Source organism: Bradyrhizobium sp. T-1 (genome assembly GCF_053592855.1).
In genome coordinates, this window is record NZ_CM132115.1 from 3,943,476 (window position 1) to 3,957,150 (window position 13,675).

12 protein-coding genes are annotated in these 13,675 nt (G+C 64.1%); 7 read left to right on the top strand and 5 right to left on the bottom strand.

Annotated elements, in window-relative coordinates:
- The first annotated feature begins 28 nt into the window (after positions 1-28).
- The 7 genes from rseP (at position 29) to lpxB (ending at position 8,603) form a co-directional block, all read left to right on the top strand.
- On the top strand, positions 29-1,180 hold the full coding sequence (gene rseP, locus ACWAT4_RS18935) for an RIP metalloprotease RseP (protein ID WP_212300874.1): 1,152 nt from the start codon (positions 29-31) through the stop codon (positions 1,178-1,180).
- 173 nt (positions 1,181-1,353) lie between these two features.
- Entirely contained in the window at positions 1,354-3,888 is a 2,535-nt protein-coding gene (bamA, locus tag ACWAT4_RS18940) for an outer membrane protein assembly factor BamA (RefSeq protein ID WP_212300873.1), read from the top strand.
- Between the two features lie 148 nt (positions 3,889-4,036).
- The gene (gene lpxD, locus ACWAT4_RS18945; RefSeq protein ID WP_449731104.1) at positions 4,037-5,104 is read left to right on the top strand and encodes a UDP-3-O-(3-hydroxymyristoyl)glucosamine N-acyltransferase; all 1,068 of its coding nucleotides are present in this window, start codon (positions 4,037-4,039) and stop codon (positions 5,102-5,104) included.
- On the top strand, positions 5,101-5,562 hold the full coding sequence (gene fabZ / locus ACWAT4_RS18950) for a 3-hydroxyacyl-ACP dehydratase FabZ (RefSeq protein WP_036010015.1): 462 nt from the start codon (positions 5,101-5,103) through the stop codon (positions 5,560-5,562). Before lpxD ends, fabZ begins: the two co-directional genes overlap by 4 nt.
- Positions 5,563-5,756: 194 nt before the next feature.
- Positions 5,757-6,548 (top strand): acyl-ACP--UDP-N-acetylglucosamine O-acyltransferase, encoded by a 792-nt coding sequence (lpxA, locus tag ACWAT4_RS18955; RefSeq protein ID WP_449731105.1) that lies wholly within the window; start codon positions 5,757-5,759, stop codon positions 6,546-6,548.
- A 19-nt stretch (positions 6,549-6,567) separates the two neighbouring features.
- On the top strand, positions 6,568-7,428 hold the full coding sequence (locus ACWAT4_RS18960; protein WP_212301114.1) for an LpxI family protein: 861 nt from the start codon (positions 6,568-6,570) through the stop codon (positions 7,426-7,428).
- Positions 7,425-8,603: a lipid-A-disaccharide synthase gene (gene lpxB, locus ACWAT4_RS18965; RefSeq protein WP_449731106.1), complete on the top strand. Its 1,179-nt coding sequence runs from the start codon at positions 7,425-7,427 to the stop codon at positions 8,601-8,603. The genes ACWAT4_RS18960 and lpxB overlap by 4 nt, the downstream gene beginning before the upstream one ends.
- 110 nt (positions 8,604-8,713) lie before the next feature.
- On the opposite strand, the gene ACWAT4_RS18970 is transcribed toward lpxB, so the two are convergent.
- Genes ACWAT4_RS18970 through ACWAT4_RS18990 form a run of 5 tightly spaced genes read right to left on the bottom strand, consistent with a single transcriptional unit; the run spans position 8,714 to position 13,666 of the window.
- A complete protein-coding gene (locus ACWAT4_RS18970; RefSeq protein ID WP_212424564.1) occupies positions 8,714-9,481 on the bottom strand; it encodes an SDR family NAD(P)-dependent oxidoreductase in 768 nt (255 codons plus the stop codon).
- Entirely contained in the window at positions 9,478-10,593 is a 1,116-nt protein-coding gene (locus ACWAT4_RS18975) for an ABC transporter ATP-binding protein (protein WP_449731107.1), read from the bottom strand. Before ACWAT4_RS18975 ends, ACWAT4_RS18970 begins: the two co-directional genes overlap by 4 nt.
- 10 nt (positions 10,594-10,603) lie before the next feature.
- Positions 10,604-11,461, bottom strand: coding sequence for a carbohydrate ABC transporter permease (locus ACWAT4_RS18980; RefSeq protein ID WP_449731108.1), 858 nt, complete (start codon positions 11,459-11,461; stop codon positions 10,604-10,606).
- The gene (locus ACWAT4_RS18985; protein ID WP_212300866.1) at positions 11,454-12,383 is read right to left on the bottom strand and encodes a carbohydrate ABC transporter permease; all 930 of its coding nucleotides are present in this window, start codon (positions 12,381-12,383) and stop codon (positions 11,454-11,456) included. The genes ACWAT4_RS18980 and ACWAT4_RS18985 overlap by 8 nt, the downstream gene beginning before the upstream one ends.
- Positions 12,380-13,666, bottom strand: a complete 1,287-nt coding sequence (locus ACWAT4_RS18990) for an ABC transporter substrate-binding protein (RefSeq protein WP_212300865.1) — start codon at positions 13,664-13,666, stop codon at positions 12,380-12,382. Before ACWAT4_RS18990 ends, ACWAT4_RS18985 begins: the two co-directional genes overlap by 4 nt.
- Positions 13,667-13,675: the final 9 nt, after the last annotated feature.

Here is a 13,675-nt window from a genome sequence, read left to right on the forward strand (position 1 = left end):
GCCTTGCGGCGCTGGATGAGGGAATTCGATGATCGACTTTTTTACCCATAGTTTCAATACGTTGAGCCATGGGCTCCTCGGTTACGCGGTTCCTTTCCTGTTCGTCCTGACCATCGTCGTGTTCTTCCACGAGCTCGGCCATTTCCTGGTCGCGCGCTGGGCCGGCGTGCGCGTGTTGACCTTTTCGCTCGGCTTCGGGCCTGAGCTCGTTGGTTTCAACGATCGTCATGGCACCCGCTGGAAGATCTCGGCGATCCCGCTCGGCGGCTACGTCAAGTTCTTCGGCGACGAGAGCGAGGCTTCGACGCCCTCGGCTGAGGCGCTCGCGGCCATGACGGCCGAGGAGCGCGCCGGCAGCTTCCATCACAAGAAGGTCGGTCCCCGTGCCGCCATCGTCGCGGCTGGCCCGATCGCCAATTTCATCCTCGGCGCGCTGATTTTCGCGGGCATGGCCCTGTATTACGGCAAACCCAGCACGATCGCGCGCGTGGACGGCGTCGTCGCCGACGGCGCCGCGGCCACCGCCGGCTTCAAGATCGGCGACGTCGTGGTCGAGATCGACGGCAAGCCGATCGAGAGCTTTGCCGATATGCAGCGGATCGTCGCGACGAGTGCCGGTTCGGCGCTGGTATTCCAGGTGAAGCGGGATGGTGCTGTGGTGTCGCTGACGGCGACGCCAGCGCTGCTCGAGCGCAAGGATCCGTTCGGCAACAGCCATCGGGTCGGCGTGCTCGGCGTCGAGCACAAGTCGCAGGCCGGTGAGGCCTCGACCGCGCCGGTCGGGGTCGGCGAGGCGCTCAAGATCGGGGGCGAGCAGGTCTGGTTCATCATCACCAGCACCTTCAAGTTCCTGGGCTCGCTGTTCATCGGGCAGGGCAATCCGAACGAGGTCAGTGGCGTCCTAGGCATCGCCAAGATGTCGGGGCAGGCGGCCAGCGCCGGGTTCCAGTTCGTGATCAACCTGTGTGCCGTGCTGTCGGTCTCGATTGGCCTCCTGAACCTGTTTCCGATCCCGCTGCTCGATGGCGGTCACCTTCTGTTCTATACGGCCGAAGTGGTCCGTGGCCGTCCGCTCTCGGAGCGGACCCAGGAAATGGGGTTCCGAATCGGGCTCGGTCTGGTGCTGATGCTGATGGTGTTTGCAACCTACAACGACATCCTTCGGATGGCGGCGTCTTGATAGGGGCTTTTTTGTGACGTTGCTCTTGGGCAACGTCTTGGACTGAAATTGAAATTGCGGCGCGCTCGGCCGTTTGCGGCGTCGGGGAAATTGGCTACAAGCGGCTTGAACTTGGGGAATCTCCCAGACCGGCTTTGGGGTTGGTCTGGTACGTTGATAAGGGCGCGTTGCGCATGAAGTTTGGACTGCGACTCCGGGGGGGCTTGCTCGCAACCCTGATCATGTTCGGCGCGCCGGTGGTTGCCCCGGTTGGGGCTGTTTTTGTGTCTTCGTCTGCGCTCGCTCAGACCGTGCAGTCGATTTCCGTCGAAGGGAATCGCCGCGTCGAGGTGGAGACGATCCGCTCCTATTTCAAGCCCGGCCCGGGTGGGCGCCTCGATCAGGGCGCCATCGATGACGGCCTCAAGGCGTTGATCGAGACCGGCCTGTTCCAGGACGTGAAGATCAACCGCGGCGCCGGCGGCCAGCTCGTCGTTTCCGTGGTGGAAAACCCGGTGATCGGACGCATCGCGTTCGAGGGCAACAAGAAGATCAAGGACGAGCAGCTCACCGCCGAAGTCCAGTCCAAGGCCCGCGGCACCTTCTCCCGCGCCATGGTGCAATCGGATACGCTGCGAATCGCCGAAATCTATCGCCGCTCCGGGCGCTATGACGTGAGCGTCGTGCCTGAAATCATTGAGCAGCCGAACAACCGGGTCGATCTGATCTTCACGGTCAACGAAGGCGCCAAGACGGGCGTCAAGTCGATCGACTTCATCGGCAACAATGCGTTCTCGTCCTATCGCCTGCGCGATGTCATCAAGACGCGCGAAACGAATCTGCTGAGCTTCCTCGGCAGCGGCGACGTTTACGACCCCGACCGCGTCGAGGCCGACCGCGACCTGATTCGGCGCTTCTACCTGAAGAACGGCTTCGCTGACGTCCAGGTCGTGGCCGCGCTCACCGAATACGATCCGGAGAAGAAGGGCTTCAACGTCACCTTCAAGATCGAGGAAGGCCAGCAGTACCGCGTCGGCACCGTCGATTTCCGCACCAGCATCCCGAACTTCGACCCTAGCTCGCTGCGCTCGTTTTCGCGCGTCAATGTCGGATCGCTCTACAACGTCGAGTCGGTCGAGAAGTCGGTCGAGGATATGCAGATCGAGGCCTCGCGGCGCGGCTACGCCTTCGCGGTGGTGCGTCCGGGCGGCGATCGCAATTTCGATGCGCACACCGTCTCCGTCGTGTTCAACATCGACGAAGGTCCGCGCACTTATATCGAGCGCATCAACATCCGCGGCAACACCCGTACCCGTGACTATGTGATCCGTCGCGAGTTCGACATCTCCGAGGGCGATGCCTATAACCGTGCGCTGGTCGATCGCGCCGAGCGCCGCCTGAAGAACCTCGACTACTTCAAGAACGTGAAGATCACGACGGAGCCGGGCTCCTCCAGCGACCGCGTGGTTCTGCTCGTCGATCTCGAAGAGAAATCGACCGGCGACTTCTCCATCTCCGGCGGTTACTCCACGACCGACGGTGCGCTGGCCGAAGTCTCGGTTTCCGAGCGAAACCTGCTCGGCCGCGGCCTGTTCGCCAAGGCGTCGGTCACCTATGGCCAGTACGCCCGCGGCTATTCGCTGTCGTTCGTCGAGCCGTATCTGCTCGATTACCGCGTTGCGCTGGGCCTCGACCTCTATCAGCGCCAGCAGCTGTCCAACAGCTACATCTCCTACGGCACCAAGACGCTCGGATTCTCGCCGCGCCTCGGCTTCTCCTTGCGCGAAGATCTTTCGCTCCAGCTGCGTTACTCGATCTACCGGCAGGAAATCACGCTGCCGTCCAACCTGGCGAACTGTAACAACGTCATCGGTTCATCGACGTTCAATCCGAGCCCGGCTTTTGCCGCCGCCAACGGCATCGATCTGACCTCGACCAACGGCCTCGGCTGCTACTTCGACGGCGAAGCCTCGCTACCGGTGCGCAGGGAGCTCGCGAACGGCAAGACGCTGACCTCGGCGCTCGGCTACACGCTGACCTACAACACGCTCGACAACAACAAGAACCCGACCGACGGCCTGCTCATCGACTTCAGGCAGGACTTCGCCGGCGTTGGCGGCGACGTCTCCTATCTGAAGACTGCTGCCGATGCGAAGTACTACCAGTCGCTGGTGTCGGACCTCGTGGGCCTCGTCCATCTCCAGGGCGGTATCCTGAACAAGGTCGGCAAGGACGATCTGCGCATGCTGGATCATTTCCAGATGGGCCCGAACCTCGTCCGCGGCTTTGCGCCGAACGGCATCGGCCCGCGCGATCTGAATCCCTTCGGTACGCAGGACGCGCTTGGCGGCACCAAGTACTGGGGCGCCTCGCTCGAATTGCAGATGCCGTTCTGGTTCCTGCCGAAGGAAGTGGGTCTGAAGGGCGCTGTCTACGCCGACGCCGGCGGTCTCTTCGACTATCAGGGCCCGACGACGTGGTCGCTGACCAACGAAATGACCACGACCAAGAACTCGAACTGTACGCCATCGACCATCAGCCCGGCCACGGCTGGAACTTGTACCGGCCTGGTGTATGACAACGGCAATGTGGTCCGTTCGTCGGTCGGTGTCGGTTTGATCTGGGCCTCGCCGTTCGGTCCGCTGCGCTTCGACTACGCAGTGCCGCTCACCAAGGGCAAGTATGACCGCGTGCAGGAATTCCGGTTCGGCGGCGGTACCTCGTTCTAATTCGATCAGCAGGGCATGATTCGGCCACCTGGGAATTCCTTGGGGAGTTCCCCGGGGCCGGCCGCCAAAAAGATCGTGCTCAACTCATGAGATAAGGCATGATGCGGCCTGACCGCTTCATGCCGAAGCCGGACCGCGGCGGGGTGGAATGGCGCAGCCGACCTTCTTCAAAAAGCCGCCGGCCTCAACGCTGGCCGACATCGCCGCGCAGACCAAGGCGCTATTGGTCGACCCCACCAGGGGCGGTCATGTCATCACGGGCCTTGCTTCGCTCGACGAAGCCGGCCCGATGCATTTGGCATTTTTCGACAACCTCAAATATGCCGATGAGCTCAAGGCGACCAAGGCCGGCGCCTGCCTGGTCAGCCCGCGCTTCGAGGCCCAGGTGCCCCCGCATGTGGCGGTGCTGCGGGCGGCGCAGCCGTTCCGTGCCTTCGTTGGGATCGCCCGGGAATGGCATGGCGATGCGCTGCGCCCACAGTCCTGGTTCGGCAATGACGGCATCGCGCCATCGGCCATCATCGATCCCTCGGCGCGGCTGGAGGACGACGTCATCGTCGAGCCGCTGACCGTCATCGGCCCGGATGTCGAGATCGGCGGCGGCACCGTGATCGGCGCTGGTGTGGTCCTTGGTCCAGGCGTCAAGATCGGCCGGGACTGCAATGTCGGCGCCCGCACCGCCATCCAGTGCGCGCTGATCGGCAACAACGTGCTGATCCATCCCGGCTGCTCGATCGGCCAGGACGGCTACGGCTTCATCTTCTTCGGCCCCGAGGGCCATCTGAAGGTGCCGCAGACCGGCCGCGTGCTGATCCAGAACAATGTGGAAGTGGGCGCTGGTACCACCATCGATCGCGGCTCCTTGCGCGACACCGTGATCGGGGACGGCACCAAAATCGACAATCAGGTTCAGATCGGCCACAATGTGACCATCGGCCGGAACTGCCTGCTGGCGGCCCAGATCGGGCTCGCGGGCAGCCTGACCATCGGCGATAACGTGGCGCTGGGAGCAAAGGTCGGCATCAACAATCACCTCAAGATCGGCGACGGGGCCCAGGTCACCGCGATGAGCGGCGTCAAGGACGACATCCCGCCGAACGGACGCTGGGGCGGTTTTTTTGCCAAGCCGACCAAACAATGGTTCAAGGAAATTATCGCGGTGGAGCGCCTGGTACGCGACAGCAAGGCCGATCCGAAGGACGAGGGACGGGAATGACGGCGGAATCACCTGTAAAATTCGAGCTGGTGGATATCAATGCGATCCTCCAGACGCTGCCGCACCGTTTTCCGATGCTGCTGATCGACCGGGTGATCAATATCCGGGCCGATTACAGCGGCATTGGCATCAAGAACGTCACGTTCAACGAGCCGGCCTTCCAGGGGCATTTCCCCGAACGTCCGGTCTATCCGGGCGTCATGATGATCGAGGCGATGGCGCAGACCGCCGGCGTGATCGGCATCAAGTCGGTCGAGGGCACCGAGAAGCCGCGGGCGGTGTATTTCCTCACCATCGACAAGTGCAAGTTTCGCAAACCCGTGCTGCCCGGCGACACCATCGAGTATCACATGCGCTCGCTCGGCCGCCGCAAGACGATGTGGTGGTTTCACGGTGACGCCAAGGTCAACGGTCAGGTCGTCGCCGAAGCCGACGTCGGCGCGATGCTGACGGACTGAGGCCGCTTCCCGCGCGCGCCCAAGCTCAAGTGTTGGATGAGGTCATTGATGCAGCGGCGCGGCTGCTTCAGCCGGCATCTGAAACATGCCGAGATCATACGTCACTGGACAGATTGGGCGCAGTCGCGCTAACCAGCGGAAAGCCGAGCAAGTTCAACACATAGTCAGACCTTCTTGATAAGTAAGATCGCTTGATGAGTAAGATCGATCCCACCGCGCGGGTGGAAGACGGCGCCGTGATCGGCGAGGGCACCGAGATCGGGCCGTTTTGCATCATCGGTCGCAACACCCGGATCGGAGCCAATTGCAAGCTGATCGGACAGGTCACCGTCATCGGTCATACATCGGTCGGGGACAATTGCGTGATCTCGCCGTTCGCGGTGCTCGGCGGCGAGCCGCAGGACCTCAGCTACAAGGGTGAGCCGACCACGCTCGCGATCGGTTCCGGCTGCATCATCCGCGAAGGCGCGACGATGAACGTCGGCACCGTCAAGGGTGGCGGGCACACGCGCGTCGGCAACGACGGCTACTTCATGAACAACAGCCACGTCGGCCATGACTGCATGGTCGGCAACAACGCGATCTTCGCCACCTCGGCGACGCTCGGCGGGCACTGCGAGATCGGCGACGCCGTCTACATCGGCGGACTGTCCGCAGTGCATCAGTTCACCCGCATCGGCTCTTATGTGATGGTCGGCGGTCTGTCGGGCGTGCGCGACGACATCATCCCGTACGGGCTCGCCAACGGCCAATATGCGGTGCTGGAGAGCCTCAACCTGATCGGCATGAAGCGGCGCAAGTTCACCAAGCAACGGCTTGCGACCGTGCGGGCGTTCTACCAAAAGCTCTTCCATGGCACCGGCACCTTCGCCGAACGGCTGGAGGCGGTGCGGCCCCTTGAGGGCGAAGACCCGGCGATCGCCGAAATCCTCGGCTTCATCGGCAAGGGCAAGCGTCCGCTCTGTCTTCCCTCTATCGAGAAGTGACGCTGCAATGGCCGCGGACATGACATCGGCGGCTCCTGGGATTTCATCACCGGTCGGCGTCGTTGCGGGTGGCGGCGCCATGCCGTTCGCGGTCGCCGAGTCGCTCGCCGCGCGCGGCATCACGCCGGTGCTGTTTCCGCTTCGCGGCGCCTGCGACCCGGCGCTGGTCGAGAAATTCCGCCACCGCTGGATCTCGGTCGGCCAGCTCGGCCGCGCCATGCGGCTGTTCCGCGAGGAGGGCTGCCGCGATCTGATCTTCATCGGCACGCTGGTGCGGCCCTCGCTCACGGAGATCCGGTTTGACATCAAGACGCTGCGGCTGCTCGGCAATGTCATCCGTGCTTTCCGTGGCGGTGACGATCATCTGTTGTCCGGCGTTGGGCGGATCCTCGAGCAGGACGGCTTTCGCATGGTCGGCATCAAGGACGTCGCGCCCGACCTGCTGATGCCCGAGGGTTGCATCAGCCGCGCTTGGCCGGCCGACAATGCCAAGGGTGACATCGAGCGCGGGCGCGCGGTGCTCACCGCGCTCGGGCCGTTCGATATCGGACAGGCTGCCGTGGTGATCGACGGTCATGTGGTGGCGGTCGAGGACATCGAGGGCACCGATGCGCTGCTGGCGCGGGTCGCGCGATTGCGCGAGGAGGGCCGTATCCGCGCCGCCACGGGGCGTGGCGTGCTGGTGAAGGCGCCAAAGAGCGGGCAGGATCTGCGCTTCGACCTGCCGACGATCGGCCCGCGCACGATCGAAGGCGTTGCCAAGGCCGGCCTTGCCGGCGTCGCCGTCATCGCCGGCAACACCATCGCTGCCGAGCCGCAGGCGATGATCGCGCGCGCCGACGCCAAATATCTCTTCGTCGTCGGTCTGCCCGCATCATGATGCAGACCCGCGATCCCAAGCGAAAGATCTTCCTGATCGCAACGGAGGAATCCGGCGACCGGCTCGGCTCGGCGCTGATGAAGGTGCTGCGCCAGCGTCTTGGCGACGGTGTGCAGTTCGAAGGTGTCGGCGGCCGCACCATGGCGCGCGAGGGCCTCGAGACGCTGTTTCCGATCGAGGAGCTGTCGATCGTCGGGTTCGCCGCGGTGCTGCAGCAACTGCCCAAGATCCTGCGGCTGATCCGCGAGACCGCGGATGCCGTGACGGAAGCTGCACCCGACGCGCTCGTCATCATCGACAGCCCCGATTTCACCCACCGCGTCGCCCGCCGCGTTCGTGCGAAGAATCCGGAAATCCCTGTGATCGACTACGTCTCGCCCTCGGTCTGGGCCTGGCGGCCGGGCCGGGCGCGCGCCATGCTCGGCTATGTCGATCACGTGCTCGGTCTGCTGCCGTTCGAGCCGGAGGAGTACCGCAAGCTGAAGGGGCCGCCCTGCAGCTATGTCGGCCATCCCTTGATCGAGCAATTGCCCTCGCTGCGGCCGAGCCCAGACGAGCAAAAGCGCCGCGACAGCGAGCCGCCGGTGCTGCTGGTGCTGCCGGGCAGCCGTCGCAGCGAGATCCGGCACCATCTGGACCTGTTCGGTGCAGCGCTCGGCCGGCTGCAGGCCGAGGGCCGCGCGTTCGAATTGATGTTGCCGACCATGTCGCATCTCGAATCCACCGTCCGCGCGGGCGTGGCGCGCTGGCCGGTCAAGCCGCAAATCGTGGTCGGCGAAAGCGAGAGGCGCGCCGCGTTCCGGATCGCGCGCGCAGCGCTGGCGAAGTCCGGCACCGTGACGCTGGAGCTGGCGCTGTCGGGTATTCCGATGGTAACGGCCTATCGTGTCGGCGCGATGGAGGCCTTCATCCTGCGCCGCGCGATCCAGGTATCCTCGGTGATCCTCGCCAATCTCGTGATCGGCAAGGACGTGATCCCTGAATATTTGCAGGAGGACTGCACGCCGGAGAAGCTTGCGGCTGCCCTGTCCGAAGTGCTGGCGGACACGCCGATGCGCCGGCAACAGGTCGAAGCCTTTGCGCAGCTCGACACCATCATGTCGACCGGCAACAAATCACCGAGCGTGCTCGCCGCCGACATCGTGCTTGCAACGATGCGGAAAAGCCGACGTTAAAAGACGGTCCTGTCGAGGGGCAAAGCGAAGCGTGCCCACGATTTTTCTCTACTGCAGACAGGTGGTGGGCACGCTATCGCTCTGCCCATCCTACGATACTTCCCGTGCCGTTAGGCTAGCCCGCCGTCGACCCGGAAACACTGGCATGTGATGCGCTGGCTCGCGTCGGAGGCGAGGTACAGCGCCATGTCAGCGATGTCGTCGGGCGTCACTGCATCGGGAATGGCCTGGCGCGTACGTAGCTCGGTGATGGCTTGCTCATTCGGAAACCACAGCCGGCGCTGCCGCTCGGTGATCACCATCCCCGGCGCGATCGCGTTGACGCGGATGCGGTCGGCGCCGAACTTGCGGCCCAGCGAATTGGTGAAGCCGACGATCGCAGCCTTGGCTGCGGCGTAGACCGGCAGCGCCGGTGCGCCGCGCATCCAGGCCACCGAGGACATGTTGATGATCGAGCCGCCGCCGCGCGCCTGCATCTGCGGCACCACGGCTTGCGCGGCGAAGAAGACGTGCTTGAAATTGACTCCGATCATCCAGTCGAAGTCCGCCGGCGTCACGTCGGCCAGCACCTGGCGCTGGTCATTGGCCGCGTTGTTGACGAGCACCGCGGCATCGCCGAGCGCTGCGTGGACCTTCGCCAGTGCGATGCGCAAGGCGTCGACGTCGAGGAGGTCGCAAGGTACGAACAACGGTGCGGTGCCGGAGGTTTTTGCGACCTCCTGCGCCAGCGCTTCGCCGGCCTGCGTATCGATGTCGAGGAAGGCGACGCGGGAGCCCTGAGCGGCAAAGGCTCGCACAATGGCTGCGCCGATGCCGCTGGCGCCTCCGGTGATCAGCACCACGCGATCCGCGAGGCCGGCATAGCTCGTCTTGGTCATGCGATCAGTCGCTCCGTCTCGGGGTCGAACAGGCAGATGCGCCGGGTATCCAGCGCAAAGGTAGCGGTGGCGCCCGGCGTGGGCCGGATATCCGGCGAGATGCGCGCCTGAGCAGGCTCGCCGCCAAGCCGCAGCAGGACGATGGTCTCCGCGCCTGTGGGCTCGACCAGTTCGACCGGCGCGGTGACGATGACGGGCGCGCCAACGGCGCCGGAGAACACGCGGTCGCCCTCGGCGATGCATTCCGGCCTGATCCCGAGCACCACCTCGCGGCCGACATAGGACACGGCCGCATCGTAGCCCTGCAGGCGGAGGCGGACCTCGTCCGGCCGGCCTGCGCCGATCACCACCACAGGCCCGCTGCTATCCGCCTCGAGCCGCGCCGGCATCGTGTTCATGGGTGGCGAGCCCATGAAGCGGGCGACGAACAGATTGGCGGGATAGCGGTACACCGTGTCCGGATCGGCGAACTGCTGCACCACGCCCCGATGCATCACGGCGATGCGGGTCGCCATCGTCATCGCCTCGATCTGGTCGTGGGTGACATAGATGATGGTGGCGCCGATCCGCTGGTGCAGCCGCTTGATTTCCATCCGCATCTCGACGCGCAGCTTGGCGTCGAGATTGGAGAGCGGCTCGTCGAACAGGAAGAGCAGGGGATCGCGCACCAGCGCGCGCCCCATCGCCACGCGTTGGCGCTGGCCGCCGGAGAGCTGCGACGGCTTGCGGCCGAGCAGCGGCTCGATCTGCAACAGCCTGGCGACGTTCGCCAGCGCCTTCTCCTGCTCCGCCTTGGCGACGCCGCGGCATTCCATGCCGAAGGTGATGTTCTGGCGCACCGTCATCGACGGATAGAGCGCGTAGGATTGGAACACCATGGCGATGTCGCGGTCCTTGGGCGGGACGTCGTTGACCACGCGCCCGCCGATCTCGATGGTGCCGTCGCTGGCGCGATCGAGCCCGGCGACGATGTTGAGCAGCGTGGACTTGCCGCAGCCGGACGGTCCGACCAGCACGGTGAATTCGCCGCTCTCGATGTCGAGGTCGATGCCTTTCAGCACCTCGAGATTGGCGTAGCGCTTGGACAGGGCGCGAATGCTCAGTGCTGCCATGACAAATCCATCATTTCACTGCGCCCGCGGTAAGGCCGCGAACAAAGTACCTGCCGCCGAAGAGATAGATCAGCAGAGTAGGCAGGGCTGCGATGATGACCGCCGCGCTCTGTACGCCATGCTGCGGGATATCCGCGACCGCGGCAGACAGTGCGATCAGCGCGGCGGTGACGGGCTGCTGCTGGCCGGTCGTGAACGTCACGCCGAAGAGGAACTCGTTCCAGATATGCGTGAACTGCCAGATCACGGTGACGATCAGGATCGGAGAGGAGAGCGGCAGAATGATGCGCCAGAAGATTCGGAAGAACCCGGCGCCATCGATGCGCGCGGCCCTGATCAGCTCATGGGGAATGGCGACGTAATAGTTTCGGCAGAACAGCACAGTGAAGGAGAGGCCCTGGATCGTGTGAATCAGCACGAGACCTGTCAGCGTGTTGATGAGGCCGATGTCCCGCAGCACGATGGTCCAAGGTAAGAGGCGCATCTGCTGGGGGAGGAAGAGGCCGAGGGTGACGATGCCGTAGATCCAGTTGTCGCCGCGGAATCGCCAGAGCGACACGGCGTAGCCGGCGACAGCGCCGAGAAGGGTGGAGAAGATCGTCGCGGGAATCGTGATGAGGGTGGAGTTCAACATGTATGGCCGGATGCCGGCGCAGGTCTCGGCAACGCAGAATCCGCTCCAGGCCTTGGCGTAGTTGCTCCAGGCCAGTTGTTGCGGCCAGCCGATCATCGACCCCTGCGCAATCTCCTCGTTGGTCCGGAGCGAGTTCAGCACCACGACGACCAGCGGAGCGAGATAAGCCGCCGCGAACAATGTCACGATGACATAAATCAGGATGCGGCTCGGAGCAAAACCTCGGTCACGCATGGGTGGCCCGCCGTCGCCGGAGATAGCGCCACGCTGCGTAGGGTAGCAGCACCGCGAGAAGGATGAGCAACATCAACACTGCCGCCGCCGCGCCGCGGCCGAGCTGGCTGCGCTGGAACATGAGGTCGTAGACGACCAAAGCCGGCAACTGGGTCGCGATCCCGGGCCCGCCGTTGGTGAGCGCACGGACGAGGTCGAACGCCGAGATCGCAAACTGCAGCTGAACGACGATGACGGTGATGGTGATCGGCCAGAGCGTCGGCAACACGACCCGCCAATAAGTTCGGATCGGCCCGGCGCCGTCGATCTGCGCGGCCTTGATGATGTCGGAATCGACGGAGCGAAGCCCGGCCAGGAAGAGCGCCATGGCGAAGCCCGAGGACTGCCAGATCGCAGCGATGACGATCGTCCAGATCGCCATGTCGCGGTTGACCAGCCAGTCGAAGTGGAAAGCGGTCCAGCCGAGGTCATGGACGAGCTTCTCGATCCCGATGCCGGGATTGAGCAGCCAGCTCCAGACCGTGCCAGTGACGACGAACGACACCGCCAAGGGATAGAGGAAGATGGTCCGCAGCACGTTCTCGCCGCGAATGCGCTGGTCGAGCAGGATCGCGAGCAGCAGGCCGGTGATCAAGCTGAGCAGCACGAAAGCGATGCCAAACAACAGCAGATTGTCGAAGGCGACCTGCCAGTTCCGCGACGCGAGAACCGCGGTGTAGTTGCGCAAGCCCACCCAGCCCGAGACCGGAACGAGGGTGGAGGGCGTGAACGAAATCCAGATCGTCCAGATCGAAAACGAAATGAGGTGCGCTGCCGACAGTAGCAGCGGCACCCAGATCATCAGAAATTCGGGCAGCCGGCGCACCGTCTCAGAGGTCGCCGACCGGCCCGGCCCTGTTGCTGTCGAGGCGACGTCGGTCAACGTGCGCCCTCGACGGCGTCGGCGAGGCGTGTGACCGCCTCTTCCGGCTTGATCGTCTTGTTCTTCACATATTCGGTGATGACGTCGATCATCGCGGCGGTCAGGCCGTTTTCCTGCGCCATGTTGTGCGCAACACTCAGGACGGCCTGGTTGCTGGCGACGGCGTCTTTCAGCGCCGCGGCGGTCCGCCGCTGGCCGTCCGACCAGCCTTCACCGGACAGATCGACATCGGTGCGCACGGGGATCGACCCCGTGATCTGCGAGTACATGGTCTGGATCGCCGGATCCATCACGAGCTGCGCCATCAACATTTGGCCGGCCTGCAGATCGGCCTCCTTGCGCTGCCAGAAGATGAAGGCATCGGCATTCAACAGGAACACCGGCTTGCCATTGTCGCTGGGGCCCGGAGCGATGACGTAGTCCTCAAACTTGAAACCGGCGTTTTTCAACACGCCCTGCGCCCAGCCGCCATTGATCAACATGCCCATGTCGCCGTCGACGAAGCGCTTCAGATTGACCGCATAAGGCTGCGCGCCGACATTGGGGTCACACCAGTCGGCGATCTTGCGCGTCTGTGCGAAGGCTGCCTTGATTTCGGGCCCCTCCAGCGCCTTCTTGTCGAGATTCATGATGGCTGCGCGATATGCCGTCGGGCTGATGCCGGCGAAGGAGGCCTCGAATTTTTGCCCGTCATCGGGACGGGTGCCACCGTTGGCGAGGGGATAAGCCATGCCGGCTGATTTCATCTTCTCGGCAAGTGCGTTGAAGTCAGCCCAGGTGACGGGAATCTTGTCGGCCTTGGCCTTGTCCATCCCGCGCTTGGAGAGAAACAACATGTTGGTGCTGTAGATCTGCAGCGGCAGGGCAATCCACTTGCCGCCCGGCTTGTGCAATTTTGCAAGGTCCGGCGCGACGACCTTCTCGTAGCCGGCAGCCGCGACCACGGCGTCAAGATCGACGGTCGGAGCAATCTTCGACCAGGCCGCAATCTCGGGGCCCTTGAGTTGCGAGCAGGCCGGCGGATCGCCTGCGATGATCTGCGCGCGCAGCTTGTTCATCATCTCGGTGGTGAAGCCGGGAACGGGCGAGTGCTGCCAAACGCCGCCTTTCTCCTCGAATTTCTTGCCGAGTGCGGTGATCGCCGCGCCGTCGCTGCCTGCCGACCATTGCGAGATCGCGGTGAGGCGGGGCTTGACCGCACCTTGCGCGCGGGCAAAGGCCGGCAGCGCGAGTGCGGCAGCAGATCCAGCGAGCAGACGACGCCTTGTTGTTGTGATCGGCATGGCAAGTTC

What these genes read in the sequence shown, in the direction of transcription:
- ACWAT4_RS18975 (WP_449731107.1), bottom strand. Translation starts at nt 10,593, where the DNA reads ATGGCAGCACTGAGCATTCGCGCCCTGTCCAAGCGCTACGCCAATCTC.
- lpxB (WP_449731106.1), top strand. Translation starts at nt 7,425, where the DNA reads ATGATGCAGACCCGCGATCCCAAGCGAAAGATCTTCCTGATCGCAACG.
- ACWAT4_RS18960 (WP_212301114.1), top strand. Translation starts at nt 6,568, where the DNA reads ATGACATCGGCGGCTCCTGGGATTTCATCACCGGTCGGCGTCGTTGCG.
- lpxA (WP_449731105.1), top strand. Translation starts at nt 5,757, where the DNA reads ATGAGTAAGATCGATCCCACCGCGCGGGTGGAAGACGGCGCCGTGATC.
- bamA (WP_212300873.1), top strand. Translation starts at nt 1,354, where the DNA reads ATGAAGTTTGGACTGCGACTCCGGGGGGGCTTGCTCGCAACCCTGATC.
- ACWAT4_RS18970 (WP_212424564.1), bottom strand. Translation starts at nt 9,481, where the DNA reads ATGACCAAGACGAGCTATGCCGGCCTCGCGGATCGCGTGGTGCTGATC.
- ACWAT4_RS18990 (WP_212300865.1), bottom strand. Translation starts at nt 13,666, where the DNA reads ATGCCGATCACAACAACAAGGCGTCGTCTGCTCGCTGGATCTGCTGCC.
- ACWAT4_RS18980 (WP_449731108.1), bottom strand. Translation starts at nt 11,461, where the DNA reads ATGCGTGACCGAGGTTTTGCTCCGAGCCGCATCCTGATTTATGTCATC.
- lpxD (WP_449731104.1), top strand. Translation starts at nt 4,037, where the DNA reads ATGGCGCAGCCGACCTTCTTCAAAAAGCCGCCGGCCTCAACGCTGGCC.
- fabZ (WP_036010015.1), top strand. Translation starts at nt 5,101, where the DNA reads ATGACGGCGGAATCACCTGTAAAATTCGAGCTGGTGGATATCAATGCG.
- rseP (WP_212300874.1), top strand. Translation starts at nt 29, where the DNA reads ATGATCGACTTTTTTACCCATAGTTTCAATACGTTGAGCCATGGGCTC.